The organism is Methyloparacoccus sp. NF-16 (assembly GCF_056880625.1).
In genome coordinates, this window is record NZ_CP174130.1 from 537,486 (window position 1) to 561,113 (window position 23,628).

The window sequence follows — 23,628 nt, forward strand, 5'->3', positions numbered from 1 at the left end:
CAGCCATTGGGCCGCTGGACCCTGAACCCGCCGCCTCCCGTGCTGGCGGGTTCTTTGCGGGATTGCCCCGATCCTCCGGAGATTTCCGGGTGATGGGGGTACCTCAACTTGACAGGCCCTTGCCGGGACAATGCCGAGACTGTGCTGAACGAGAGACATGAAGCATGAGCTGATGCTGGGCATCGATCTGGGTGGCACCAAGATCGAGCTGATCGCGCTGGATGGTGCGGGCCGCGAGGTCTGGCGCCGGCGCGAGCCAACGCCCCAGGGCGATTACCGGGGAACCCTGACCGTGATTCAGGGGCTGGTGCGGCAGGCCGAGCATGTCCTGGGGGCTCGCGGCAGCGTTGGCATCGGTACCCCCGGTGCCGTCTCGCGGGCAACCGGGCGGCTGAAAAATTCCAATTCAGTCTGCCTGAACGATCAGCCGCTGCGGGAGGATCTCGAAAGCGTGCTGGCGAGGCCGGTCCGCATCGCCAACGATGCCGACTGTTTCGCCCTCTCGGAGGCCCGCGATGGTGCGGCAGCGGGTTTGCCCGTGGTATTCGGCGTGATTCTCGGCACCGGGGTCGGTGGCGGCATCGTGGTGCGCGGCCAGCTTCTGCAGGGTCCCAATGCCATCGCCGGGGAATGGGGGCACAACCCCCTGCCGTGGCCCGATCGGGGGGAATGGTCGGGTCCTGACTGCTACTGTGGCCGGCGGGGCTGCATCGAAACCTTTCTCTCGGGGCCGGGGTTTGCGCTCGACTTCGCGCGGGTCAGCGGCCGTTCCCTGGCGGGGCCGCAGATCCTGGCGGGCGCCGAGGCCGGCGATGCCGATTGCGAGGCAGCCTTCCAGCGGTATGAAGAGCGTCTGGCGCGCGCTCTGGCGCATGTCATCAACCTGCTCGATCCCGACGCCATCGTGCTGGGCGGCGGTCTCTCGAACTGCGGGCGCCTGTATACCCGTATCCCCGCGCGCTGGACGCGCCATGTCTTTTCCGATCGCGTCGACACCCGGCTTCTGCCGCCCCGCTATGGCGACTCCAGCGGTGTCCGGGGCGCGGCCTGGCTGTGGGGCGACTGAGCATGGGGGATGGTCCCGTCCGTTGCCGTGCCGCCGCCCGGGCTCGCCATGGCGCATAAGCCGGTGCCCGGGCGCTGGGGAACCCTCCGCCTCGAGGCCGATACCGTCAACAATATCGTCCAGACCATTGCCCTGATCGGCGCGGGCATCTGGGCAGTCTACACCTTCGTCTACCAGTCGGAGATCGCACCCGGCCTAGCGCCGCCGACGGTATCGCTGACCAGCACCATCGAGAAGGTGGGGCGTCACGGCGACATGACCGCCATCCGGGCGACGCTGACGCGCGCCAATGCCGGGCAGAATAGCGTCCGGGTGTTGGCCCTGACCTACAACGCCATCGGCATCCGGGAAAACTTTCTCGCCGGCGAGACGATCAATCCGGCCTTTGCCGAGATCGATCCCGCCGCGACCTCGGTGAGCGTGGCCAAATATTATGCGGAGCCAGCCCGGCAGGAGGCGATCCTGAGGCATGCGATCCTCTTTGCCGGCGCACATCCCGGAGGCTCGCCCGCGGAACTGTCGCCCGGGGAATCGGTGACTCGCGACATCGTCTTCTATGCGGATCGCAAGAAATTCGATCGCATCCGGCTCCGGGTCCAACTGCTGTTCGAGAAAGTCTCCGAGCCGGGCGTGCCTCTGGCGCTGGAGACGGATGCCCAGGGGCTGATCACCGCCGTCCCGGGTGCCTCGTGCCGCGTGGCTGGAGGCGGCTGCGCAACGCTCTACGCCTCGGACTATGTTACCGAGCTGTCTCTCTGGGATTGATCCGCCTTCACAGGAGAATCGTCATGGTGCACCCTCGCCGTCCGACCGCCCTTTCGCCATCGCAGGCGGGTGCCGTTGCCGCGCCAGCCCGGATCCAGGTTGTGCCGGTCCGCTTGCGGGTCGGCCTGTTCGGCTTGACCCTGGTGGCGGGCTGGGTGGATGCGCTGTCTTTCCTCGGGTTGGGCAAGGTCTTCACCTCGTTCATGTCCGGCAACGTGCTCTTCTGCGGGATCGCGCTCGGGCAGCGGGACTGGAGCCTGCTGGCGAATGCGCTGGTGGCCTTGCTGGCATTTGTCGGCGGGGCTGTCGCGGGAGCCGAGCTGGTCTGGCGCCACCCACCCGGGACGCGGCGGCTGAGCCGGCCCCTGCTGCTGGCCGAGGCGTTCGTCCTGCTGGTGTTCGCCCTGGCCTGGATGGCGCGGGGCGGGCCGGGTGAGTGGCCCGGCGGCGAAACCGGCCTGCTGATGCTGGCGGCCTTCGGCATGGGCATGCAGGCGCTGGCTGTCATCGTCCTGGGCATTCCCGGCGTCGCGACCAACGCCCTGACCGGAACCGTGACGTTCATTGCCCACAGCCTGCACCGGCGGCTGCGCGGCGAGCCGGAACCCGCCGCGGTCGGCAGCCGTTACCTGCTTCTGCTTTGCCTGGCCTACCTGGTCAGCGCCGCGATGGTCGCGCTGACCGCCCGCTTCCGGAGCATCGCACTGGTGCCTTTCACCCTGCTGCTGGGGGTCGCTCTGCTGACCGGTGGCAGCGCGCGTTGAGATGTTCGCCCGGCTGCCGGGCGTGTTGTCCTGGCTTGCGGCTCAGGGAGCGCTGCCATTGACGATCTGGCCGATGGCAACGTCGTAGTGGACGGTCTGGCCGGGCGCCGGGGTTACCGGTCCGGTCAGGCCCTCCAGATCGCCGGGCGAGGGGACCGGGCGGCCGGACTTGGAGATGCGGGCGCCGATCACCAGTCGCTCGAAGGCCGACAGGTTCATGCCCGGCATCATGGCCTGGGAGTCGTCCAGCACCACGTCCAGTGGCAGATCGCGGACCTGCTTGCGCACCACCGCCAGCGGCATGGGCGGGCCTTCCGCCGCCCTGGCGAAGACGAAGACCGTGTCGTCGGGGTTGGCCCTGGATTTCAGGGCGTCGGCCAGCGTCACCCGCACGCTCAGGCGCTTGCGGGGCGCCGTGGCGGCAGGCTCGCTGGCGGCGGGCGGCATCGCGTCGGCCGGCGCGGCGGAACCTGCCTGCTCGATGAAGGCGCCGATCTGCCGGGCCTCTTCGCTGTCGGCGGGGAACTGCGACCGCAACGCCTGCCAGTGCCGGACCGCCCGCGCGCCGTCGCCCTCCTCGCTGGCCACGATGCCGGCCAGCCACAGTCCTGCCTTGTGCCGGGGGTCCTGCCTGAGTATCTCGGCGACGATCTCGGCCGGTTTGCCGCGCATGGAACCCTGGTTGGCTTCCGCCAGCGCTTCGGCATAGTAGCCCTTGAGGTCGAGGTTCCGGGGCGCCAGCTTGAGGGCGAATTCGAAGGCGCGCACGGCCCGCTCCGCCTGCTGGGTGGCCTGCAGCGAGCGGCCCAGCAAGACCCAACCCTCCAGATCGTTGGGATTCTCCTGCAACCGCAGGGCCAACCCCTCGATGGCTTTCTGGGTGTCGGCCATCGGGTTGGCGGGCGGCGGCGCGGCGACCAGGTCGGGGCGTCCCAGCCAGAGGTATGCGCCGATGGCCAGGATGGGCGCCAGGGTCAATGCCGCCAACAGCGGTGTTCGCCCCGCCTTTAGCGGTGCCGCTGTCCCGTCGGCGGCCGTCTCCAGGTCGCCCAGCAGGCTCCGTTCGGACTCCACGGCCAGCCGGTGGCGGGCTTCCTCCGAACTCGCGTCGCTGGCGAGTTCCTCCTGGCGCTGCCGGTGCAGGACGAGGTTGAGTCGCGCCCGGTTGAGGCTGTCCCTCCGTGTCTTGCCAAGCAGGGCGGGCACGAACAGCAAGTAACCCAAGCCCAGCAGGAGGGCGGCGGTGATCCAGAAAAGCGTCATCAGTGGTTCTCGTCCTGCGGCTTGTTCTTCAGGCGTTCCAGGCGCTCGCGCACGGCGGCGCCGACCGCGTCATCGTCGCTGGTCTCCGGCGCCGCGCGCTGTTGCCGATGCCTGTGCCAGAGGAACGCCATGCCGCCCAGCAGCATCAGCAGTGGTCCGGTCCAGAGCAGCCAGGTAACTGGCCTGACCGGCGGGCGGTAGAGCACGAAATCGCCATAGCGATCGGTCAGGAACTGGATGGCTTGCGCTTCGTCCTTGCCGCTCTGGATGATGCCGTAGACCTCGTCGCGCAGGTCCCGGGCGAGATCGGCGTCGGAATCGGCCAGCGACTGGTTCTGGCAGACCAGGCAGCGCAGTTCCCCGATCAGCCGCTCGTAGCGTGCCTGCTGCTCGGCATTGTCGAATTCGCGCACCTCCACCGCCTGTGCGCCAGCCGCCCAGGCGAGCAGCAGGCCGATCAGCAGCCGACGGGTCATGGGGCTTCACCCTGGAGCTGACGGACCAGGGGCAGGATGTCCTTCTCCAGGGTCTCGGCGGTGACCGGACCGGTGTGCTTGTGGCGAATCAGGCCGGCCTTGTCGATGACGAAGGTCTCCGGCACGCCGTAAACGCCCCAGTCGATGCCGGTCCGGCCGTCGGCGTCGAAGGCGCTGGCGGCGTAGGGATCGCCATACTGGTTCAGCCAGCTTTGTGCGGCGTCGCGTCGATCCTTGTAGTTGAGTCCGTAGATGGGCACGATGCCGCGCCGGGCCAGTTGCAGCAGCACCGGATGTTCCTGGCGGCAGGAGACGCACCACGAGGCCCAGACGTTGACCAGCGCGACCTGCCCCCTGAAGTCTGCCGGGGCCAGAGTCTTGCCGGCATCGGCGACTTGCGGCAGGCTGAAGCCGGGTGCCGGCTTGCCGATCAGGGGCGAGGGTACCTCGCGGGGGTCGAGCGTCAGGCCGACCGCCAGGAAGATGACCATGATGACGAAGACGGCCAGCGGGATCAGGAAGCGCATGGGGGTGACGGCAGGTTGGCGTGGGGTGGCAGTATCGCGTCAGGCCTTGTGAGCCGTCGCCGACAGGAGATCGGGATCCCGCACGCGCGCCAGGGCGATGCGGTAGCGGCGGTCGGCCAGCGAGCAGAAGCCGCCGGCCATCATCAGCAGCCCACCCAGCCAGATCCAGCGGATGAAGGGCTTGACATAGACCCGTACACTCCAGGCGCCACCGTCCATCGGCTCGCCCAGCGCCACGTAGAGATCGCGGGTCAGACCAGGATCGATGGCGGCCTCGGTCATGGTGTTGCGCTGCACCTTGTACACGCGCTTTTGTGGCCGCAGCTCGGCCAGCACCACGCCGTCCCTCTCCACCGTGAAGGCACCCTCCTGGGCTTGGAAGTTGGGGCCTGCTACGCCGCTGACACCCTGGAAGTGGAAGCGGTAATCGGCCAGCTGCACGCTGTCGCCCGGCGCCAGGCGCACGATTTTCTCCTCGCTGTGGCTGCTCGACAGCACGACCCCGACGAGGAAAACGGCGATGCCGGCATGCGCGAGCGTCATGCCGTAGTAACTGGTCGATTGCGCGCGCAAGCCTGCCAGCAGCGACTCCCGCAGTCGCACCCGTTGCCACAGCGACAGTCCGGCGCTGCCCACGAGCCAGAACGCCAGGCTCAGTCCCGCCAGCGTCTTGATGTCCCTGAGCGTCCAGAACAGGGCGGTCGCGACAATGCCCAGCAGCAGGCACAGCGGCGCCAGCCAGCGGACGACCCGCCACAGCCGGCTGCCGTCGGCTTCGCGCCAGCCGAACAGGGGGGCAATGCCTGCCAGCAGCACGATGGGCGTCATCAGTGGGGCGAAGATGCTGCTGAAATACGGGGGGCCGACGGATATCTTGCCCAGCTTGAGAGCATCCAGCACCAGCGGATAGAGGGTCCCGAGCAGGATGCTGGCGGCCGCTGTCACCAGCAGGACGTTGTTCAGCAACAGCAGATTTTCCCGGGAAATCAGGGTATAGCGGCCGGTATCGCGGATCGACGGTGCCCGCAGGCCATAGAGCAGCAGCGATGTCCCCACCACCAGCGCCAGGAAGATCAGGATGAACAGCCCGCGTGCCGGATCGGAGGCGAAGGCATGCACCGAGGTCAGCACGCCGGAGCGGACCAGGAAGGTGCCGAGCAGGCTGAGCGAGAAGGCGAAGATGGCCAACAGTACGGTCCAGGCCTTGAAGGCGCCGCGTTTCTCGGTTACTGCCAGCGAATGCAGCAGGGCGGTTGCGACCAGCCAGGGCATGAAGGAGGCATTCTCGACCGGATCCCAGAACCACCAGCCCCCCCAGCCCAGCTCGTAATAGGCCCACCAGGAGCCGAGCACGATGCCGAAGGTCAGGAAGATCCAGGCAACCAGCGTCCAGGGGCGCGACCAGCGCGCCCAGGCCGAATCCAGCGAGCCGCCCAGCAGCGCGGCGATGGCGAAGCTGAAGGCAACCGACAGCCCGACATACCCCATGTAGAGCATCGGCGGATGGATGGTCATGCCGAAGTCCTGCAGCAGCGGGTTGAGGTCGTTGCCGTCCGGCGGTACCGGCACCAGCCGCTCGAACGGATTGGAGGTCAGCAGGATGAACAGCAGGATGCCGACGCTGATCAGGCCCATGACGCCCAGCACCCGGGCCTGGAACTCCTCCGTCAGGCTGCGGCTGAACACCGTCACCGCGAAGGTCCAGAGGCCAAGGATCAGGGCCCACAGCAGCATGGAGCCTTCATGCGCGCCCCAGGTGGCGGATATCCGGTAATAGAGCGGTAGGTCGCTGTTGGAGTGCTTGGCGACGTACAGTACCGAGAAGTCGTTGCCGATGAAGTTGTCGACCAGGCAGGCGAAGGATACCGCCAGGAAAAGGCTCTGTGCCCGCCCGGCGGCGCGCCCGACCGCCATCCACACCGGAACGCCCTGGGCCGCGCCGGCCAGCGGGAAGGTTCCCTGCAGCAGAGCCATGAACAGCGCCAGAATCAGCGCCAGGTGCCCGAGTTCCGCGGTCATCGCTGATAATCCTTGTAGTTTGCGGGCAACTGGCCAGTCTCCTTCAGGGAGTCGGCCACTTCCGGCGGCATGTAGTTCTCGTCATGCTTGGCCAGCACCTCGCTGGCCTCGAAGACGCCCTGCTCGTTCATCCTGCCGATGGAGATGATGCCCTGGCCCTCGCGGAACAGGTCCGGGAGGATGCCGGTATAGCTCACCGGGATGGTCGCCTGGCCGTCCGTCACCGAGAAGCGCACCGCAAGGCTGTTCGGCTCGCGCTGCACGGTGCCCGGCACGACGAGACCGCCGACGCGGAAGGGGTGGCCCTTGGGGGCTTCGCCCGCCGCTACCTGGGCCGGGGTGAAGAAATAGAGGAGATTCTTCTGGAAGGCCGTCAGGGCAAAAAAGGCCGCGACGCTGACGCCGAGCAGGACCAGCCCGACCACCAGCATGCGTTTCCGGCGAGGTGTCATCCGCGTTTCTCCGTCTGGGCCAGCAGCCGTCTGATGCGTTCGATCACCGCCGCGCGCTGCCGCCACGGCAGCCATAGGTTGACCAGCAGGATCACTGCCATCAGGCCATAGGACGGCCAGACATAAAGGGCATAACCGCCCATGTTGAAAAAATCGGACCAGTTCATGGGCATTGCCTTGTGCGTGGGGGCCGGTCGATGGGGTGACGTGGCTGCGAATTCTAGCAAGCCTGTCTGTTGTTGATGCGAAACCTGCGGACCACGGGGCCGGCAGGCCTGTCCGTGGGGTCTGCGACCGGGTCAAACCGCCTGCCCACCTGCCGACCCGGCCATGTGCGACGAGTTCCCGCGCACGGGCGGAACCCGGCCCGGGCTGCGTGATTCGGGCATGTGCGGCGGATTCTCGCCGCGCAGGGTTGTGGCGGTCTTCGACATGCGCGAAGACCGCGGGCAGTGATCTGCCCGCGCCTGGCCGTCAGGGCAGGGCTGGTTGCCGGGACGCCTGCTCGACGAGAACCCCGCTGGCCGGTCGTCGCGCGCTATGGGGGGAACTGGTACTCGCTTCGGCGACCGGACAGATGCCGCCCCGGCTGGTCATTCCCCGCTGCGTGCGGCATCGGCCAGGTACAGTCCCTCCTTCAGCCCGAAGCGCGCCTCGAAGGCGGCATGGTCCAGGCTTTGCCGCAGTTCGGCCACGCCATGCAGGAACCAGTTCAGCTGGACGCGTTCGCTGGCGTCCATCGCCATACCCTTGCCATCGCAACAGGCCATCAGCGCCGCGAGGGTCAAGAGCCCCTCGTTGATCGCGTCCGATGCCGCCTCGGCAGCCCTGATCATGGCCTCCATTCCGGCCCGGTCGGTCTGGTACAGCCAGCCGAATTCGCCCGTCTTTCGGCGTTGGCAGGTATGGTGCAGGACCAGCACGGCCGGGATGCCGCCCCAGCCTGTGGTTCCTGGCAGGGCGCTGAGTTTGCCGTCGGGGTTCAGGGGGAAGTGGATATCTGACATGGTCGGAGGCCTTCGTTATATTCCGGAATCCGCCACCGGATTTTCGCGGTTTGGGTGGCGGGCTGGCACGGGTCGCGAAAACCGGACGAAGGAACCGGCCACCCGAGGGGTGCCCATGCCAGCCGCCATGGATGAAGCGACGGACAGTGTGAGCGTCTGGGATGCACGCTCATTGCGCCTTCGTTGGCAGGGTTCGCGGCCCTGCCCTGGATGCGTCCAGGGTCAACTCGATGCTAGCCCATAATTTTGTCAATTGCCAAGCGTCCACCAGCCCGCGGGGCGCCTGAAACCGGGCGCGCGATTCTGGGCCTTTACCGCTGCCTGGCAGCAATCAAATCGGGTGGGCACGCTAGACTGGGCCTGACTTCATTTATCCGTTACCGGTGACAGCCATGCTTGACGGCAACCCTGCGTCCGACGATAGCCCTACGGGAGGATGGAAACTGGCTTTGTTGCTGCTGGCCGCGCCCCTGTGGCTGCCGGTTTTTCCCGTCTTTGTTTTGCTGGCCTGGCTCATCTCGCGGTTCGAGGCGTCGCCCGCGGACTGAGCGTCGTGCTGGCGGGGCTGCTGGTCCGTGCCTTCCAGCGTTTCATGTCGGCGACAAACGGAGCCAGGACAGTGTCCACATGCGGCATGACCACGAAATGGGCGACCTTCCCGAAGGCGGGATCTTCCTCCGGCGCCAGGTCGTAATCCCGCATCACGCCGGCGTCCGGCCGCTCGAAGAACACGGTGTTGGAATAGGGGTTTTTCCAGGCCCGGATACCCGTCTCGCGCAGTCGCGCCAGCAAGGTTTCCGCGCCGTCCAGCATCTCGTTCGCCTGTTGCCGGAGGGCCGAGCGGGGGGTTGCATGCAGTTTCCACCAGAACTTCAGCGGGCTGATCGCACTGCGCGAGCAGGAAATGGTCGGCACGGCATCGTTGAGGTAGGGGACATGGAAGGGATTCAGCCGCCGGAAGGTGTCCTGGGTTGTGATGAAAATGCCCATGGGCTCATCGAAGCCAAAGAACTTGTGGCCTGACACGGCGATGGAGTCAAAGCGCTGGATCTGCTGATGGACCAGTTGCCAGCCGTCACCGCTGGCATAGGGCAGGAACCCGCCGAACAGGGCGGCGTCCAGATGGATGTAATGGGGGCCCCGGTGGCGGGTGGTGAGGACGCGACGGATGGCGGCCTGATCATCGATGGCGCCCTTGAAGGTGGTGCCCATGGCGACGACGACCAGGGCGGGACGCTCCGGGTCCAGCTGCCTCTCGAAGTCCCGGATATCCATCTGCCCCATTTCCAGGGCCTTGATCAGGCGCAGTTCCAGATTCTGCACATCCGCGAGTTTCTTGATCGAATAGTGGGCTTCCTCGGAGACATACAGGATCGGTGCCTGCTGTGCCTTCGACGCCAGGGCCTTGCGGCCAAAATAGATACCGTGGCTATTGCCATCGGTGCCGCTGGCCGTCACGAAGCCCCAGTATTTTCCTGGCTGAAAGCCATACAGCTCGGCAAAGTCGTCGATGACCTCGTTTTCGAACGCATGGGTATTGAGACTGTAAGGACTGGTCTTGCGCGGATCGCCGACATTGTTCATGACGCTGCGTTGCAGCCCGAGCCGGGTATACCAGGCATAGAAGCCGTCGAGATCGGTTTCCTGATTGACCGGATAGCCTGCCACCTGATCCTTGTGCGACAGGATGCGTCGGGCCAGCTCATCCAGCCGTTGCTGGTCGTCCCGCGTCAATGGCCGGGCGATCGACGGCAACAGGGCGAGGCTTATCGCAAGCCAGACAAAGACGATGCAAGGAACACGGTTGAACTGGCGCATGGCAGGGTCCTCTCCGGCGGAAGCGCAAGGGCGACATTCTATGCCCGGGACAGCTCGGATGTGCCGGCAATTCTCCGATTGTCCCAGCCGCGGCCTTTCGGCGGCATATCCCTTGAACAATGATCCGCGCTTGCTATATTGGATATTTCCAAACTTCTGATCATATTCGGTAGCGCCTGCCCCGGCCTTGCCCGCGGTCAGGGACACCGAATCCAGAAACCGAGGAGAACGTGTCATGACCCAAGAAGAGAAAAACGTCACCGCACCGGCATCCAGGACAGCCGGTTGGCCGAGTCCCTTCGACGACATGGACGAGTGGTTCGATGCCTTGCAGAGGCGCTGGCTGTCGCACAGCCTTCTCGGTCACGGATGGCCGGATATCCCCACGGCCTTCGATGGACGCATTCCCAAGGTCGATGTTATCGACCGCAGCGACGAGATCTTCGTCAAGGCCGAGCTTCCCGGCGTGAAAAAGGACGACCTGGAGGTCACTCTCAGCGACAACCTCCTGACCCTGCAGGCCAGGGTCGAGCAGGAGGCGAAAACGGAGGAAGGGAAATACCACCGGCGCGAGCTGCGGCGGGGAGAGTTCCGGCGGACCCTGGCCTTGCCGGCGCCCGTCGACGAAAAGGCGGCCAAGGCGACATTCCGGAACGGGGTGCTCGAACTGCACCTGCCCAAGGTCGCGGGCTATAGCCCCAAGGCCATCAAGGTCGAGTAACCGCCCGTCGGCGGCCTGCCAGCAGGTCTTGCTTGCAGTCATGAGGCCCTGCCGGGGCAACACATCTCGAGGAGCATCCCCATGAGCCAGAATCCCTATCGGAAAGCCCCACAGGGCCATCCCATCCGCATGCTGCCGGAATGGGAGCATGATCCCTATCATGCCCGGCGCAAATGGTCCGAACCTACCCATTGCCCTGATTGCGGGGCGATTTTCCAGGATGGCCGCTGGCAGCGGGGGGCCGCGCCCGCCGCTGCCGAGGCGCATCGATGCCCCGCCTGCCAGCGCATCCAGGCGCATGATCTCGCCGGGTATCTGCGCCTCGGCGGCGCATTCCTGGCCGGGCACCGCCAGGAGATCGAGCAGCTCGTCAGGCATTACGTCGAGCGCCAGCAGGCCGAGCATCCGCTCAAGCGCCTGATCGCCATCAACGAACAGGAGGATGGCGCCGTGGAACTGACGTTCACCGATCCCCACCTGACCCGCGGTGTGGGCGAGGCCCTGCAGAGCGCCTACGACGGCGAACTGGATTACCACTATCAGGACGGCGAATATCTGCTGCGCGTCCGCTGGTGCCGGGATGCCTGAATCCGCCAGCGGTTTTCGTCACTGCCACTCGAGGTCGACCATGAAAATTCCAACACAACTGCTCGCCCTGCTGGCCAGTCTCATGCTCGTGTTTTCCGCCGCACCAGCCACCGGCGAACCCCAGGCCGCGGGGGATGCCGATGGCGCCGGCAATCCGGGCCTGCAGGGCTGGATGGAACGGCTGATCGAGGAGGGTATCCGCGACCATCAGAGCTACGGCGATGTCCTCCTGCAGCATGCCGAGGAACTCCGGCTGACGGATGACCAGATGGGCCGGATCTACCGCCTGCATCAGGCCAACCAGCAGCGCATCCAGGGCATCAACAAGAAACTGCACGATGCGACCCGCTGGGCCCACCGCATGTTTCTGGATCCCGCCAAGGACGAGGCCGCCATACGCCAGGCTGCCCGGGCGCACACGGCTGCCTTCGACGAGTTGCTGGAGACAGCCTTGAAGACCCGGCGGGACATCAATGCCGTTCTGACCGCCGAGCAGCAGGCGCGGTTGTCATCCCTCAAGCCCACCGCAAGGTGAGGACGCCGAGTTGCTCCCGCCGGGGGCAGGCATGATGCCGCCAGGATCCGGACGATCCGCGGCAGGGCCGGCCTGTCAGCCCTTGATGCAGATCAGGGGTTCCAGCCTGGCCACCCGGCGCGCCAGCCCGGCCGCTTCCGCCGCCAGCACCACCGCGGACACATCCTTGTAGGCGCCGGGCGCCTCCTCGGCCACGCCGCGCAGCGAGGGGCTGCGGATGAGAATGCCGCGCCCGGCGAGTTCGGCGACGATCTTGCGCCCCTGCCAGGTGCGCGTCGCCTGATGCCGGCTCATGGCGCGGCCGGCGCCGTGGCAGGCGGAGGCGAAAGCCGGATTCTCGGTCTCCGGCAGCCCCGCCAGTACATAGGAGGCCGTGCCCATGGAACCGCCGATGAGCACCGGCTGGCCGGTCGGCCGCAGGGCTTCCGGCAGCTCGGGATGGCCCGGCCCGAAGGCTCGCGTTGCGCCCTTGCGATGCACGTACAGCCGCCGCGCTTCCCCATCTATCCGGTGCTGCTCGACCTTGCAGGTGTTGTGCGAGACATCGTAGAGCAGCTCCAGCCGCGCCATGGGCAGCAACTCCGCGAAGATGTCCCGCACCAGGTGCGTCAGGATCTGCCGGTTGGCCAGGGCACAGTTGATGGCGGCCCGCATAGCGCCGAGGTATTGCTGCCCCAGGCTGGAGTGGATGGGCGCGCACGCCAGTTCGCGATCGGGCAGCCGGATGCCGTGCCGGCTGGCGGCGACGGCCATGGACTTGAGGTAGTCGGTGCCGATCTGGTGGCCGAGCCCGCGCGAGCCGCAGTGGATCATGACCACGATGTCGCCCGTTCGCAGGCCGAAGCCGTCGGCGCTGGGAGCATGATGGACCGCCGCCACCACCTGGACTTCGAGATAGTGATTGCCGCTGCCCAGCGTGCCCATTTCGTCGCGCTGCCTGAGCTTGGCCTGCTCGGACACGAAGGCCGGTTCCGCGCCGGCCATCTGGCCGCGCTCCTCGATGCGCTCCAGGTCCGCTGCGCTTCCCCAGCCCTGCGCCACCGCCCAGCGGGCACCGCCCGTCAGCATTCGTTCCATCTCCCGGCCGGCGAGCCGGATGGCGCCCGTCGAGCCGAGACCGGCGGGAATGTGCCGGAACAGCCGGTCGGCCAGAGCTTCCCGCAATGGTTCGAGCTCCGTCCGGGTCAGGCCGGTTCGCAGGCAGCGCACCCCGCAGGAGATGTCGAAACCGACGCCGCCGGCCGAGACCACCCCGCCATCCTCGGCGGCGAAGGCCGCCACGCCGCCGATGGGGAAGCCATAGCCCCAGTGTGCGTCCGGCATGGCGCAGGCGGCCCGGACGATGCCCGGCAGGGTGGCGACGTTGGCGATCTGCTGGTAGACCGTTTCGTCCATCGCACGGATGAGCGCCTCGCTGGCATAGATCAGTGCCGGTACGCGCATGGCCCCCTGGCGGGGAAGCTCCCATGCATGTGCTGTGCGCTGGATGAACCGTCCGGTATCCATAGGCGACTCCTCCCGGTTGGGCGTCAGACGTCGACCACGGTTTGCGCCAGCCAGCGGCCCTGTTCGCAGGCGACCCGCAATGCCGTGTAGGTGGCGCCCTTGACCTCGACCGCCGGGCAGTGGCGCTCCCGGTCCAGCGGCTCGCCCCAGGCCGTGGCGTTCAGATACCCTGCCCCGAGTTCGACCGAGAAACGGCCGAACAGCAGATGGCGGGTGTCCATTTCCAGGATCAGGCGGTTCAGCCAGTCGACCAGCAGCAGCTCGTCGTCCGGCGCCTCGCAGCGCACCGGCACGGCTTGCCGTGCCCGGACGCGGGCCGGATCGGTGATGACCGCCGTCAACGCCGTGGCGGCCTGCTCGAAGGCCTCGGCCTTGCTGGCACCGTAGCCGCGAATGCCAACGTCGGCCGCATGGGGAAAGAGCTCCCAGGTTTCTGGCATGGGGCATCGGGCTCGTTTGTGGCGGCTGCCGGCAAGCCGCGCTGGAAGTTGTCTCCGGCCTGGACGAATATGAACTAAAGATAGTCCGCCGCGACGCGATTTTCCTCATCTCCGGAGACATCTCCGGAACCGCGCCGCCCGGCAGAATTTCGCACACAGGAGACCCGCCATGGATATTCCCGCTACCGCACATACCCGCACCCTGGCATTTGTCGGCCAGAACGGGGCCGGCAAGACCAGCCTGGTCGAGGCCCTCCTGCATCACACCGGGATGATCAACACCCCGGGCGATCTTGCCAGGGGTACGACCGTTTGCGATTACGATCCGCTGGAAAAGACCCATCAGCACTCCGTGAAACTGGCGGTTACCCATTTCCGGCATCAGGATGCCCTGGTGCACCTGCTCGATACGCCGGGTCTGCCGGATTTCATGGGGCAGGCGCTCTGTGCCCTGGATGCCGTCGACACCGTTGCGGTGGTCATCAACGCCCAGAACGGCATCGAAATCACCGCCCGGCGCATGATGCAGTGGGCGGAGACCAGGCAGCTCTGCCGCTTCATTGTCGTCAACAAGATGGAGGGCGAGCTCCAGACATTGCCGCAGCTGCTGGAGGAGCTCCGCGCCGCCTTCGGCAAGGAATGCTTGCCCGTCAACCTGCCGGCCGAGCGTGGTGCGCGGGTGGTCGATTGCTTCTTCAACGCCGAGGGGCAGGCCGATTTCGGGTCCGTGGCCGAGGCGCATCGGGCCCTGGTGGACCAGGTCGTCGAGGTTGACGAGGGCCTGATGACCCGCTACCTGGAACAGGGCGAGGTGGCCCCCGAGGCACTGCATGCACCCTTCGAGGCGGCGCTGCGCGCGGGTCACATCATTCCCGTCTGCTTCGTCTCCGCGCGTACCGGTGCGGGTGTCGCCGAACTGGCCGACAACATCGTGCGCTGGCTGCCCAGCCCTGCCGAGAGCAACCCGCCGCTGTTCGAGCGCTGGCCGTCGAACGCCGAACGGCGCGATGCCGTCCCCTTCGCAGCCAGCCCCGATGCCGAGCGCCATGTGTTGGCACATGTCTTCAAGGTCGAGATGGATCCCTATGTCGGCAAGATCGCCGTGTTTCGGGTCTATCAGGGTACCCTGGTGCCCAACGCCGCGCTGTACGTCGGCGAATCGCGCAAGCCGGTGCGCGTCGGACAGCTGTTTCTGCTTCAGGGCAAGCAGCACATCCCGATCGAGCGCGCGGTGCCGGGCACGATCTGCGCGCTGGCCAAGCTGGAAGACGTGCATTTCGATTCGGTCCTGCACGATGCGCCCGAGGACGATCACATCCATCTGCGCCCGCTGGAGTTTCCGCCGGCGGTCTTCGGCCTGAGCATCCGGCCCCGGCGGCGGGGCGACGAGCACAAACTGTCGGAAGTGCTGCACCGGCTGGAGGAGGAGGACCCCAGCCTGAAGGTGGCCTATGACGCTTCCACCCATGAGGAGGTCATGCAGGGCCTCGGCGAAATCCATCTCGCCAGCGTGCTGGAGAAGATGCGCCAGCAATACCGGCTGGAGGTGGAGACCCACGTTCCCCAGGTGCCCTACCGGGAAACTGTCACCCTGCCGGCCGAGGGGCATTGCCGCCACCGGAAGCAGACCGGTGGCGCGGGCCAGTTCGGCGAGGTGTTCCTGCGCATCGAACCGCTGCCGCGGGGGGCGGGCTTCGAATTCGTCGACGAGGTCAAGGGCGGCGCGATTCCCGCCTCCCTGATCCCGGCGGTGGAAAAGGGGGTGCGGCAGGTACTGGCGAGCGGGGCCAGCGCCGGTTTTCCGCTGCAGGACGTGCGCGTCATCGTCCACGACGGCAAGACCCATCCGGTCGACAGCAAGGAAATCGCCTTCGTCACCGCCGGCAGGAAGGCCTTCCTCGACGCGATTGCCCGGGCATCGCCCATCGTGCTGGAGCCGATTGTCGGTATCGCGCTGGCCATTCCCGAAACCGCCATCGGCGACGTCAGCGGCGAACTGGCGGCGCGCCGGGGGCAGATCACCGGTCAGTCCAGCGCCCGTGCCGGCATGGCGCAGCTCTCGGCAAGGGCGCCGCTGGCGGAACTGCTGGATTTCCCGTCGCGGCTGAAGTCCCTGACGGCGGGCCAGGGTTCCTACACCCTGACTTTCAGTCATCACGATGTCGTGCCGCCGGCGGTGCAGCGCAAGCTGACGGAAGCCTACCGGCCCCGCGAGGAGGATTGAGTCAGCCCTGCCGCAAGCCGGCGACACCCGCGGGTGACCGTACTACAATCGGCTGGCCCGACCGATGTCAGGCGCCGGCCAGTGTGGCGCCGAACCCGTGGCACGGCCGGTTGGCCCATTCACACCCGAGGATCACGAACATGAAGAAACTCGCCTTTCTGGCGGCCGGGGCACTTGCCTTGGCCGCCTGCCAGACCCTGCCGCTGCAGAACATCGAGGGCGCACCGGTACACATGGCCAAGAAGCACCACGGTCTTGGCGACGTCGAGAAGGCCATCGTCCGCGCCGGCACCAACCTTGGCTGGCAGATGCGGACCGTGAAGCCCGGCCAGGTCAACGGCAAGCTCTATCAGGACGACATGGTGGCCGAGGTCTCGATCGACTTCAGTCCCTCGCTCTACAGCATCAAGTACCTGAACAGCGCCAACCTGGACTATTCCGCCAAGGCTGGCAAGCCCGTCATGATCTACAAGGACTACAACGCCTGGATCCAGACCCTGGACAAGGAGATCCGCCGCCAGATGCTGGCGCAGCCCTGAGGAAAGCGGGCAGCCGGCGTGCCCGCCGCCAGCGGCGCAGCATGGTCGAGCATCGCTGCGCCCCGGGGGCGCGCAACCACCGCTCCGAGCCGGACGGAGACGCCGGCAGGCTGGCCGTCATGGCGGCGGAGCGGAGCGCCGCGCGCAAGATCGTCCATGTCGACATGGACGCCTTTTATGCGGCGGTCGAGCAGCGCGACGACGCGAGCCTGCGTGGTCGACCGGTCATTGTCGGTGGCCTGCCCGACAGCCGCGGGGTGGTCGCCACCTGCAGCTACGAGGCCCGGGCGTTCGGTGTCCGTTCGGCGATGCCGGCCAGTCAGGCGCGGCGCCTGTGTCCCGACGCCGTCTTCCGGCGGCCGCGCTTCGATGTGTACCGGGCCGTCTCGGCCGAGATTCGCGGCATCCTGCTCGATTTCACCGAGCGGGTCGAGGCGGTTTCCCTGGACGAGGCCTATCTGGATGTCACCGGCAGCCAGGCCTTACGGGGGTCGGCGACGCTGATCGCCCTCGCCATCAAGCAACGCATCCAGGCCACGACCGGACTGACCGCCTCGGCCGGAGTATCCTGCAACAAGTTTCTTGCCAAGCTCGCATCCGACCGCGACAAGCCGGACGGCTTCTGCCGTATCCTGCCCCACGAGGCGCCGGCGATCCTCCGCGCCATGCCCATCGGCGCCTTTCACGGCATCGGCCGGGCCACCGAGGGCCGCATGCGCGCGCTGGGCATCCACACCGGCGAGGATCTGGCGCGAGCGCCCCTGAGCCGGTTGCGGGAGCATTTCGGCAAGGCGGGCGAATATTATGCCGGTCTCGCGCGCGGCATCGACGAGCGGCCGGTGAATCCCGACCGGCCGCGCAAATCCTTCGGTGCCGAGACGACCTTCCAGACCGATATCGACGATCCCCGGCATATGCTGGAGCAGCTGGTCCGGCTCGCCGGGCGGGTGCTGGACAAGCTGGCGGCAGCCGGGCAGTGTGCGGGCACGCTGACCATCAAGGTGCGCTATGCCGACTTCGCGCAGGTTACCCGTAGCCGCACGCCGGGCCAGCCGCTGCTGCAGATCGGCGACGCCATGCCGCACCTCGTGGCGCTGTTGGACCAGACCGAGGCGGGACTGCGGCCGGTACGGCTGCTGGGGGTCAGCTTCTCGTCGCTGATGCCCCGCGGCCGGCCGCCGGGGACGCAGCTGGATTTGTTCGCCGAGCCCGCCGCTTGAGGACGGCCCCGGGCATGTCGCTGCCGCGCCGCTGGGGCAGGAGACGGTGCCCGGCATGCGGTCGGTTGCCCGTATAATCAATAAATTAAGTCATGAATGCCGTGGGTGAGATCATGCCGCCGAATGCCGCCACCCGGCCCGCGCCACTGCCGCGCCGTGCCGCCGCTTGCGTATCCGCCGGTCGGCTGGTGCCGATCCTGGCCGCCTTGCTGATGCTCTCGGCCTGCGGCCAGCCGATCGGCGTGACGCGGGTGACCCCGGTCGACTCCTACCGCGACGCCACCCGCAATGTGCTGGCGGACGACGGACTGAGCCATGCCGCCGCGGCGGTCCTGCAGCGCCACAACCTGCTGGCCAGCTACCAGGACAGCCCGCGTGCAGCCATCGCCGCATTGCAGCGGGTCGCGCTCAGGGACGGCCGCCGCGACATCCTGTTCGCCCTGGCCGAGATGAATTACGACTGGGGCGGACAGCTCCCGGAGGTGGCCGACCCGGGCATGGCGCAGCCGCCCGCGCGCGATGCCTACCTGCAGGCTGCCGTCTATGCCTACCTGTATCTGCTGGGCAAGAGCGACCAGCCGCCGCCGAGTCCCTACGACGCCCGCTTTCGCGAGGCCTGCGAGCTGTACAACCGCAGCCTGGACCTGGCATTCCGGGCTGCCGGCAGCGACAGCCTGGCGCTTGCGCCCCAGCAGCGCCGTTTGCCACTGGGGCCGCTGCCCATTCGCCTGGAGGCCGCCCAGCTCAACTGGAAGCGCGGGGATTTCGCCACCTTCCATCCGGCCGACGCCTACGAGGTCTATGGCTTCACCCTGCACAACCGGACACCCGGGCTGGGATTGCCCATCATCGGCGTCACCCGCAATTCCACGGCCGCACCGAACGGCGGCGCCATTCCCCTGACGGCCTTCCTGCGTATCGACGGCGGACTCCGGGAACTGGCCGCCGGGCGCGCCCAGGCGACGATCGAGCTGTATTCCAGCTATGACGACCACCAGGTGGTGGTGAACGGCCAGGCCATTCCCCTGCAGTCCGATACCACGGCGCCGCTGGCCTATCGGCTCAACGACCCGACGCTCTGGCATGCCGGGCTCTGGCGCTTCATCACCGGTGACGAGGTCGAGAGCAACCTGCTGTTCATCCAGCCCTACCAGCCGGGCCGCATTCCCGTGGTGCTGGTGCATGGCACCGGCAGCAGCCCCGTCTGGTGGGCGGAGATGGTCAACACGCTGAAAAACGATCCGCTCATCCGCAAGCGCTACCAGTTCTGGTTCTACGAGTACACCAGCAACAAGCCGGTGGCGACCTCGGGAGCCGGGTTGCGGGATGCGCTGACCGGGATGGTCGCGCGCCTGGACCCCGCCCGCCGCGATCCGGCGCTGCGGCAGATGGTGGTGATCGGCCATAGCCAGGGCGGTTTGCTGACCCGCTTCACCGCGGTCGATCCCGGCAACCGGCTGTGGCGCGCCATCAGCGACCAGCCCTTCGAGAGCCTCGACATTGATCCCGTCCTCAAGGCGGGACTGAGGCGGGCGCTGTTCTTCGAACACCTGCCGTTCGTCAGGCGGGTGGTGTTCATCTCCACCCCGCATCGTGGCAGCTTCCTGACCAAGGACTGGGTGCGCGAGCTGGCCCGACAGGCGCTGACCCTGCCCATCTCGCTGGTCACCGACGGCGCGGAGAAATTCCGCGAATTTACCCGGCAGCTGAAATTGCCCGAAAGCCTGCGCGACAAGATGCCCACCAGCGTGGACGGCATGTCGGCCGACAATCCGGTGACCCAGGCTATGGCCCGGCTGCCGCTGGCGCCCGGCATCACCGGGCACTCGATCATTCCCGTCCTGCCGGGCATGGACATCAAGACCGGCAACGATGGCGTGGTCGAGTATCGCAGCGCGCACCTGGACGGCATGGCGTCGGAATTCATCGTGCGCACCGGCCACTCGGCCCAGGGGCATCCGCTGGCCATCGAGGAGGTGCGCCGCATCCTGCTGCTGCAGCTGCAGCAGCAGGATGCGGCGGCGGCGCGCTGAAGCCATCGGCCAAGGCTTGCCGCCGGCGTGCGGTCAGCCGGGGTGGAGCAGCAGCTCCGGCACGGCATCCGCCGCGCACCAGACCACCGCGTTCTGCTGATAGCGCTGGCCGAGTTCGTCTGCCGCTTGCCGCGAGAGCCCCAGCACCAGAAAACTGGGCTCGCCCGGCCAGCCGCCGCGCGGATGCTCGCCGACACCCGCGAGACAGGGCAGTTTGCGGGCCCGCAGCTCCGCGGCCAGCGCCTGCTGGCGGCGAGCATTCTCGGCTTCGTCCAGCAGCTGGCTGCGGGGATTGCAGGCGGTGATGAAGGCGCAGGCGGCGACGCCGTGGCGAGCCATCAGGGCGGCGAGCGCCGGGCTGTGCTCGCCGATGCGGAGCGTCATCGGCGTCTCGCCCAGCACCCGGTAGTCCGTCTCCCGGTAGGCCTGGGTCAGGGTTGCTGCGCAGACCATCGTCGCGTTGCGCTACCGGCCGGCGAGTAATTCCCGTACCAGCTGCCGCGTTTCAGGGTCGAGTTTTTGCGAGCGGGTCAGCTTGCCGAGCGCTTTGACGGTGGATTTGAGGGCCGGCGAGTCGGGTGACCGGGTTTCCAGATAGGCCTGCAAGGTCGAAAACGCGGCGCCCCGCACATTTTCGTCGCCATCTGCCAGGGCACCTTGCAGCGCCGTCAGCGCGGCGCGGGAAAGTTCGTCGAAGTTGGCCAGGCTGATCGCGCAGGCCAGCCTGACGGCGGCGCTGGCATCCGTCCTCAGGGTTCTGGCGAGGGCGATGTCCGCCGCCGGCACGGGATAGGCGCCCAGCTGCTCCGCGGCGCCGACGCGATCCGCCTCCCGCGGACTGCCGAGTTCGGCTATCGCGGCGGCTGCCATCTCCCGGTCCATGCGCCGGTCTTCCTCGCGCTGCGCCGGCGTCAGTTGCGGCGGTGTCGAGAGTCGTTGCAGCAGGCTGGCGTAGTCGATGGGGGGCGGTCCGGGGATGGCCCGCGGCGATGCCCGGGTGCCGGCCGTCATGTCCGTCCGGATGGCGGCATGGCGGGCGCTCGCCAGGATGAGCGTGCCCACCAGCAGCAGGCGGACCATGGCCTTCAGGCGGGTGGCGATCATCGGCGGGCGGAGCGGGGACGCAGGAGGGGGCCTGACTGGCGCAGGCCCCGGACGGGGTCTACTTGAGGCCGTTCAGCATGTTTTCCTTGGGCGTGATGCCGGCAATGCAATCGGGGTAGCTGAGCCCGGTGATGTCGAGGATTTCGCTGGTGGCGCTATTGGCCTCGATCAATTCGGCGCCCGCGAGCTGGCCTCCCGGAATCTTGGCCAGGTTTTCGCGAACCCGCCAGGCAAAGGCATGATCGGTACACGAGGTATCGCCCGAGACGCCGATCGCCCCGACCTTTACCAGACCCTTGGTGTAGATGGGCAGGCCGCCGCCAAAGACGTTGATGCCGCCCATCCGCTTGTTTTTCATCGGATCGTTCTTGGTCCCGTATTGATTCGGGTTGCCGGCATAGGCGATCGCCGGATTGACGGGGTTGCTGGCCTGGAGTCCCCACAGGGTGCCCTGGAGGTTGCCCACGCTGGCCGCGACCTTGCCCGTTGCCGGGTCGAGGACGGGTTGGGTCGCGAGGAGCAGGGCGCCGGAAGCCCAGGCCTGGATCTTGCCGCCGAGCAGGGTGGCGTCAAGGCTCAACATGGCCGAGGTGTTGGCCTTCTGGGCCGAGATATTGCGGCTGACCCCCCAGGTTTTGCCGCTGTTCAGGCCGGCTCCGGCGGTATTGACGACATTGCAGACCTTGCCGGTTTCATCGACAAAGGTTACCCACATATTGTTTCTCAGGCCCCCGGTCAGCGCCGACTCGGTATTCTTCACGGTCGAGGCGGCGTTGCTGAGCATTTCGTAGCTGATGTCCGAGCAGGCTGCCCATGCCGTGGATGCGCAGGTGGTCAGGACGAGGGAATAGAGACCATTTGCCATGGTTCTTTTCATGTGTGCTCTCCGTAATCTGGTTTTTGTTGAAAATCCGGCCGAAACGTATCGGCGGCGCCATTGTGGCGAGCGCGGCATGCGAGTGCAATACCGGCGAACGGGGCACGGCGGGACTGGTTTTGCATCGCTGCGGCATGGCTTTCCTGGGACTCCGTCCACCCGCCGATAAAAGGTATTCGGATGCCGGCGCGGGAAATCGCGCCGCGGCAAGCGCCGGAGGATTGCCGTGCCGGCGCATCGGGGGGCCGGCGCGCCGCTGGCAAGGCTGCCAGGCCTCTGGCGGGGCGCGGCGGCCGTGACCATGCACCACCGGAGCGGGTATCATCCCGCATCAGCCATTCATCACGCTTTTCCCATGAGAATTCTCGTCGTCGGCGGCGGTGGCCGCGAACATGCCCTGGCCTGGAAGGCCGCCCAGTCAACCCAGGCCGAGCGGGTTTTCGTGGCCCCCGGCAATGCCGGCACGGCCCGCGAACCGAATCTCGAGAACGTCCCGATTGCCGCCGAGGATGTGCGCGGTCTTCTGGCCTTCGCCCAGCGCGAGGCCATCGACCTCACCATTGTCGGCCCGGAAGCGCCGCTGGTGCTGGGCATCGTCGATGCCTTCCGCGCCGCCGGGCTCAACTGCTTCGGCCCGACCCAGGCCGCCGCCCGGCTGGAGGGTTCCAAGGCCTTCTGCAAGGACTTTCTGGCCCGCCATGGCATCCCCACGGCGGACTACCAGACCTTCACCGACATCGAGTCGGCGCTGGCCTATCTGGAGCAGAAGGGGGCGCCCATCGTGGTCAAGGCCGATGGCCTGGCGGCCGGCAAGGGCGTGGTGGTGGCCCACAGCTTGGCGGAGGCCCAGGGCGCGGTGCGTGACATGCTGGCCGGCAATGCCTACGGTGCCGCCGGCCATCGCGTGGTCATCGAGGAATTCCTGGACGGCGAAGAGGCCAGCTTCATCGTCATGGCCGATGGCCGGCATGCCCTGGCAATGGCCAGTTCGCAGGACCACAAGGCCCGCGACGACGGCGATACCGGCCCCAATACCGGCGGCATGGGCGCCTACTCGCCGGCGCCGGTGGTCACGCCGGAGGTGCACCGGCGCGCCATGGACGATGTGATCCTGCCGACCCTGCGCGGCATGGCGGCTGACGGCACGCCCTACAGCGGTTTTCTCTATGCCGGGCTGATGGTGGCGCCGGATGGTTCGATCAAGGTGCTGGAGTTCAACTGCCGCTTCGGTGATCCCGAAACCCAGCCCATCATGATGCGGCTGCGTAGCGACCTGCCCGCCCTCTGCCTGCAGGCCCTGGCGGGACGGCTCGACGAGGCCCGCGTCGACTGGGACCCGCGCCCGGCCCTGGGCGTGGTGATCGCTGCCGGCGGCTATCCCTTCGACTATCGCAAGGGCGATGTCATCGCGGGATTGCCGGATGCTGAGGCGCCCGGCGTCAAGGTGTTCCATGCCGGCACGGCGCTGGTCGATGGCCGGGTGGTGACCGCCGGTGGCCGGGTGCTCTGCGTCAGCGCCCTGGGCGACAGCCTGCGCGAGGCCCAGGCGCAGGCCTATGCGCAGGTGGGACGCATCCACTGGCCGGATGCCTACTGCCGGCGCGACATCGGCCATCGCGCGCTGGGTCGCGGCTAGGCACCGAGGCGCGGGTATTGCCACGGAATGTGTGATGGAGAGTTCGAG

24 protein-coding genes are annotated in these 23,628 nt (G+C 67.3%); 11 read left to right on the forward strand and 13 right to left on the reverse strand.

Annotated features, from left to right (window positions below; translation table 11 throughout):
- The first annotated feature begins 157 nt into the window (after positions 1-157).
- Genes ACH5N8_RS02520 through ACH5N8_RS02530 form a run of 3 tightly spaced genes read left to right on the forward strand, consistent with a single transcriptional unit; the run spans position 158 to position 2,595 of the window.
- On the forward strand, positions 158-1,066 hold the full coding sequence (locus ACH5N8_RS02520; RefSeq protein WP_483282376.1) for an ROK family protein: 909 nt from the start codon (positions 158-160) through the stop codon (positions 1,064-1,066).
- A 9-nt stretch (positions 1,067-1,075) separates the two neighbouring features.
- Positions 1,076-1,831, forward strand: a complete 756-nt coding sequence (locus ACH5N8_RS02525) for a hypothetical protein (protein ID WP_483282377.1) — start codon at positions 1,076-1,078, stop codon at positions 1,829-1,831.
- Between the two features lie 23 nt (positions 1,832-1,854).
- Positions 1,855-2,595, forward strand: coding sequence for a YoaK family protein (locus ACH5N8_RS02530; RefSeq protein ID WP_483282378.1), 741 nt, complete (start codon positions 1,855-1,857; stop codon positions 2,593-2,595).
- A 42-nt stretch (positions 2,596-2,637) separates the two neighbouring features.
- Here ACH5N8_RS02530 and ccmI read toward each other — a convergent pair whose 3' ends face one another.
- The 8 genes from ccmI to ACH5N8_RS02570 form a co-directional block, all read right to left on the reverse strand.
- Positions 2,638-3,858 (reverse strand): c-type cytochrome biogenesis protein CcmI, encoded by a 1,221-nt coding sequence (ccmI, locus tag ACH5N8_RS02535; RefSeq protein WP_483282379.1) that lies wholly within the window; start codon positions 3,856-3,858, stop codon positions 2,638-2,640.
- Entirely contained in the window at positions 3,858-4,334 is a 477-nt protein-coding gene (locus ACH5N8_RS02540; RefSeq protein WP_460026610.1) for a cytochrome c-type biogenesis protein, read from the reverse strand. Before ACH5N8_RS02540 ends, ccmI begins: the two co-directional genes overlap by 1 nt.
- Complete coding sequence (locus tag ACH5N8_RS02545) at positions 4,331-4,861, reverse strand: DsbE family thiol:disulfide interchange protein (protein WP_483282380.1); 531 nt, start codon at positions 4,859-4,861, stop codon at positions 4,331-4,333. The genes ACH5N8_RS02540 and ACH5N8_RS02545 overlap by 4 nt, the downstream gene beginning before the upstream one ends.
- Before the next feature lie 39 nt (positions 4,862-4,900).
- On the reverse strand, positions 4,901-6,880 hold the full coding sequence (locus ACH5N8_RS02550) for a heme lyase CcmF/NrfE family subunit (protein WP_483282381.1): 1,980 nt from the start codon (positions 6,878-6,880) through the stop codon (positions 4,901-4,903).
- On the reverse strand, positions 6,877-7,332 hold the full coding sequence (gene ccmE / locus ACH5N8_RS02555; RefSeq protein WP_483282382.1) for a cytochrome c maturation protein CcmE: 456 nt from the start codon (positions 7,330-7,332) through the stop codon (positions 6,877-6,879). Before ccmE ends, ACH5N8_RS02550 begins: the two co-directional genes overlap by 4 nt.
- Positions 7,329-7,499 (reverse strand): heme exporter protein CcmD, encoded by a 171-nt coding sequence (gene ccmD, locus ACH5N8_RS02560; protein ID WP_460026614.1) that lies wholly within the window; start codon positions 7,497-7,499, stop codon positions 7,329-7,331. Before ccmD ends, ccmE begins: the two co-directional genes overlap by 4 nt.
- A 426-nt stretch (positions 7,500-7,925) precedes the next feature.
- Entirely contained in the window at positions 7,926-8,339 is a 414-nt protein-coding gene (locus ACH5N8_RS02565) for a hypothetical protein (RefSeq protein WP_483282383.1), read from the reverse strand.
- A gap of 513 nt (positions 8,340-8,852) precedes the next feature.
- Complete coding sequence (locus ACH5N8_RS02570; protein WP_483282384.1) at positions 8,853-10,157, reverse strand: aminotransferase class V-fold PLP-dependent enzyme; 1,305 nt, start codon at positions 10,155-10,157, stop codon at positions 8,853-8,855.
- A 235-nt stretch (positions 10,158-10,392) separates the two neighbouring features.
- Here ACH5N8_RS02570 and ACH5N8_RS02575 point away from each other — a divergent pair, with 235 nt between their 5' ends.
- The 3 genes from ACH5N8_RS02575 (at position 10,393) to ACH5N8_RS02585 (ending at position 12,001) form a co-directional block, all read left to right on the forward strand.
- Entirely contained in the window at positions 10,393-10,878 is a 486-nt protein-coding gene (locus tag ACH5N8_RS02575; protein WP_483282385.1) for an Hsp20/alpha crystallin family protein, read from the forward strand.
- Between the two features lie 81 nt (positions 10,879-10,959).
- Positions 10,960-11,466, forward strand: coding sequence for a BCAM0308 family protein (locus ACH5N8_RS02580; RefSeq protein WP_483282386.1), 507 nt, complete (start codon positions 10,960-10,962; stop codon positions 11,464-11,466).
- A gap of 40 nt (positions 11,467-11,506) precedes the next feature.
- On the forward strand, positions 11,507-12,001 hold the full coding sequence (locus tag ACH5N8_RS02585) for a Spy/CpxP family protein refolding chaperone (RefSeq protein WP_483282387.1): 495 nt from the start codon (positions 11,507-11,509) through the stop codon (positions 11,999-12,001).
- Positions 12,002-12,076: 75 nt separating this feature from the next.
- On the opposite strand, the gene ACH5N8_RS02590 is transcribed toward ACH5N8_RS02585, so the two are convergent.
- Positions 12,077-13,507, reverse strand: a complete 1,431-nt coding sequence (locus ACH5N8_RS02590) for an RtcB family protein (RefSeq protein WP_483282388.1) — start codon at positions 13,505-13,507, stop codon at positions 12,077-12,079.
- 23 nt (positions 13,508-13,530) lie between these two features.
- On the reverse strand, positions 13,531-13,947 hold the full coding sequence (locus ACH5N8_RS02595; RefSeq protein ID WP_483282389.1) for an archease: 417 nt from the start codon (positions 13,945-13,947) through the stop codon (positions 13,531-13,533).
- Between the two features lie 169 nt (positions 13,948-14,116).
- Here ACH5N8_RS02595 and fusA point away from each other — a divergent pair, with 169 nt between their 5' ends.
- The 4 genes from fusA (at position 14,117) to ACH5N8_RS02615 (ending at position 19,963) form a co-directional block, all read left to right on the forward strand.
- Complete coding sequence (fusA, locus tag ACH5N8_RS02600; RefSeq protein ID WP_483282390.1) at positions 14,117-16,171, forward strand: elongation factor G; 2,055 nt, start codon at positions 14,117-14,119, stop codon at positions 16,169-16,171.
- A gap of 140 nt (positions 16,172-16,311) precedes the next feature.
- A complete protein-coding gene (locus ACH5N8_RS02605; RefSeq protein WP_483282391.1) occupies positions 16,312-16,710 on the forward strand; it encodes a hypothetical protein in 399 nt (132 codons plus the stop codon).
- Between the two features lie 41 nt (positions 16,711-16,751).
- The gene (gene dinB, locus ACH5N8_RS02610; RefSeq protein WP_483282392.1) at positions 16,752-17,930 is read left to right on the forward strand and encodes a DNA polymerase IV; all 1,179 of its coding nucleotides are present in this window, start codon (positions 16,752-16,754) and stop codon (positions 17,928-17,930) included.
- Between the two features lie 92 nt (positions 17,931-18,022).
- Positions 18,023-19,963: an esterase/lipase family protein gene (locus ACH5N8_RS02615; RefSeq protein WP_483282393.1), complete on the forward strand. Its 1,941-nt coding sequence runs from the start codon at positions 18,023-18,025 to the stop codon at positions 19,961-19,963.
- 33 nt (positions 19,964-19,996) lie between these two features.
- Here ACH5N8_RS02615 and ACH5N8_RS02620 read toward each other — a convergent pair whose 3' ends face one another.
- From ACH5N8_RS02620 to ACH5N8_RS02630, 3 genes are read right to left on the reverse strand one after another with little or no spacing between them, the layout of a single operon-like run.
- Complete coding sequence (locus ACH5N8_RS02620; protein WP_460026625.1) at positions 19,997-20,416, reverse strand: DUF3293 domain-containing protein; 420 nt, start codon at positions 20,414-20,416, stop codon at positions 19,997-19,999.
- Between the two features lie 12 nt (positions 20,417-20,428).
- Positions 20,429-21,067 carry a hypothetical protein gene (locus ACH5N8_RS02625; protein ID WP_483282394.1) on the reverse strand — a complete coding sequence of 213 codons (639 nt, stop codon included), beginning with the start codon at positions 21,065-21,067 and terminating at the stop codon, positions 20,429-20,431.
- A 58-nt stretch (positions 21,068-21,125) separates the two neighbouring features.
- Positions 21,126-21,944: a heme-binding protein gene (locus ACH5N8_RS02630; protein WP_483282395.1), complete on the reverse strand. Its 819-nt coding sequence runs from the start codon at positions 21,942-21,944 to the stop codon at positions 21,126-21,128.
- A 355-nt stretch (positions 21,945-22,299) separates the two neighbouring features.
- On the opposite strand from ACH5N8_RS02630, the gene purD reads away from it, so the two are divergent.
- The gene (purD, locus tag ACH5N8_RS02635) at positions 22,300-23,580 is read left to right on the forward strand and encodes a phosphoribosylamine--glycine ligase (RefSeq protein WP_483282396.1); all 1,281 of its coding nucleotides are present in this window, start codon (positions 22,300-22,302) and stop codon (positions 23,578-23,580) included.
- Positions 23,581-23,628: the final 48 nt, after the last annotated feature.

What these genes read in the sequence shown, in the direction of transcription:
- ACH5N8_RS02575 (WP_483282385.1), top strand. Translation starts at nt 10,393, where the DNA reads ATGACCCAAGAAGAGAAAAACGTCACCGCACCGGCATCCAGGACAGCC.
- ACH5N8_RS02595 (WP_483282389.1), bottom strand. Translation starts at nt 13,947, where the DNA reads ATGCCAGAAACCTGGGAGCTCTTTCCCCATGCGGCCGACGTTGGCATT.
- ACH5N8_RS02570 (WP_483282384.1), bottom strand. Translation starts at nt 10,157, where the DNA reads ATGCGCCAGTTCAACCGTGTTCCTTGCATCGTCTTTGTCTGGCTTGCG.
- ACH5N8_RS02590 (WP_483282388.1), bottom strand. Translation starts at nt 13,507, where the DNA reads ATGGATACCGGACGGTTCATCCAGCGCACAGCACATGCATGGGAGCTT.
- ACH5N8_RS02520 (WP_483282376.1), top strand. Translation starts at nt 158, where the DNA reads ATGAAGCATGAGCTGATGCTGGGCATCGATCTGGGTGGCACCAAGATC.
- ccmI (WP_483282379.1), bottom strand. Translation starts at nt 3,858, where the DNA reads ATGACGCTTTTCTGGATCACCGCCGCCCTCCTGCTGGGCTTGGGTTAC.
- fusA (WP_483282390.1), top strand. Translation starts at nt 14,117, where the DNA reads ATGGATATTCCCGCTACCGCACATACCCGCACCCTGGCATTTGTCGGC.
- ACH5N8_RS02550 (WP_483282381.1), bottom strand. Translation starts at nt 6,880, where the DNA reads ATGACCGCGGAACTCGGGCACCTGGCGCTGATTCTGGCGCTGTTCATG.
- ACH5N8_RS02630 (WP_483282395.1), bottom strand. Translation starts at nt 21,944, where the DNA reads ATGAAAAGAACCATGGCAAATGGTCTCTATTCCCTCGTCCTGACCACC.
- ccmE (WP_483282382.1), bottom strand. Translation starts at nt 7,332, where the DNA reads ATGACACCTCGCCGGAAACGCATGCTGGTGGTCGGGCTGGTCCTGCTC.
- ACH5N8_RS02620 (WP_460026625.1), bottom strand. Translation starts at nt 20,416, where the DNA reads ATGGTCTGCGCAGCAACCCTGACCCAGGCCTACCGGGAGACGGACTAC.
- ACH5N8_RS02565 (WP_483282383.1), bottom strand. Translation starts at nt 8,339, where the DNA reads ATGTCAGATATCCACTTCCCCCTGAACCCCGACGGCAAACTCAGCGCC.
- ACH5N8_RS02540 (WP_460026610.1), bottom strand. Translation starts at nt 4,334, where the DNA reads ATGACCCGTCGGCTGCTGATCGGCCTGCTGCTCGCCTGGGCGGCTGGC.
- ACH5N8_RS02585 (WP_483282387.1), top strand. Translation starts at nt 11,507, where the DNA reads ATGAAAATTCCAACACAACTGCTCGCCCTGCTGGCCAGTCTCATGCTC.
- ACH5N8_RS02605 (WP_483282391.1), top strand. Translation starts at nt 16,312, where the DNA reads ATGAAGAAACTCGCCTTTCTGGCGGCCGGGGCACTTGCCTTGGCCGCC.
- dinB (WP_483282392.1), top strand. Translation starts at nt 16,752, where the DNA reads ATGGTCGAGCATCGCTGCGCCCCGGGGGCGCGCAACCACCGCTCCGAG.
- ACH5N8_RS02625 (WP_483282394.1), bottom strand. Translation starts at nt 21,067, where the DNA reads ATGATCGCCACCCGCCTGAAGGCCATGGTCCGCCTGCTGCTGGTGGGC.
- ACH5N8_RS02615 (WP_483282393.1), top strand. Translation starts at nt 18,023, where the DNA reads ATGAATGCCGTGGGTGAGATCATGCCGCCGAATGCCGCCACCCGGCCC.
- ACH5N8_RS02545 (WP_483282380.1), bottom strand. Translation starts at nt 4,861, where the DNA reads ATGCGCTTCCTGATCCCGCTGGCCGTCTTCGTCATCATGGTCATCTTC.
- purD (WP_483282396.1), top strand. Translation starts at nt 22,300, where the DNA reads ATGAGAATTCTCGTCGTCGGCGGCGGTGGCCGCGAACATGCCCTGGCC.
- ACH5N8_RS02525 (WP_483282377.1), top strand. Translation starts at nt 1,076, where the DNA reads ATGGTCCCGTCCGTTGCCGTGCCGCCGCCCGGGCTCGCCATGGCGCAT.
- ACH5N8_RS02580 (WP_483282386.1), top strand. Translation starts at nt 10,960, where the DNA reads ATGAGCCAGAATCCCTATCGGAAAGCCCCACAGGGCCATCCCATCCGC.
- ACH5N8_RS02530 (WP_483282378.1), top strand. Translation starts at nt 1,855, where the DNA reads ATGGTGCACCCTCGCCGTCCGACCGCCCTTTCGCCATCGCAGGCGGGT.
- ccmD (WP_460026614.1), bottom strand. Translation starts at nt 7,499, where the DNA reads ATGAACTGGTCCGATTTTTTCAACATGGGCGGTTATGCCCTTTATGTC.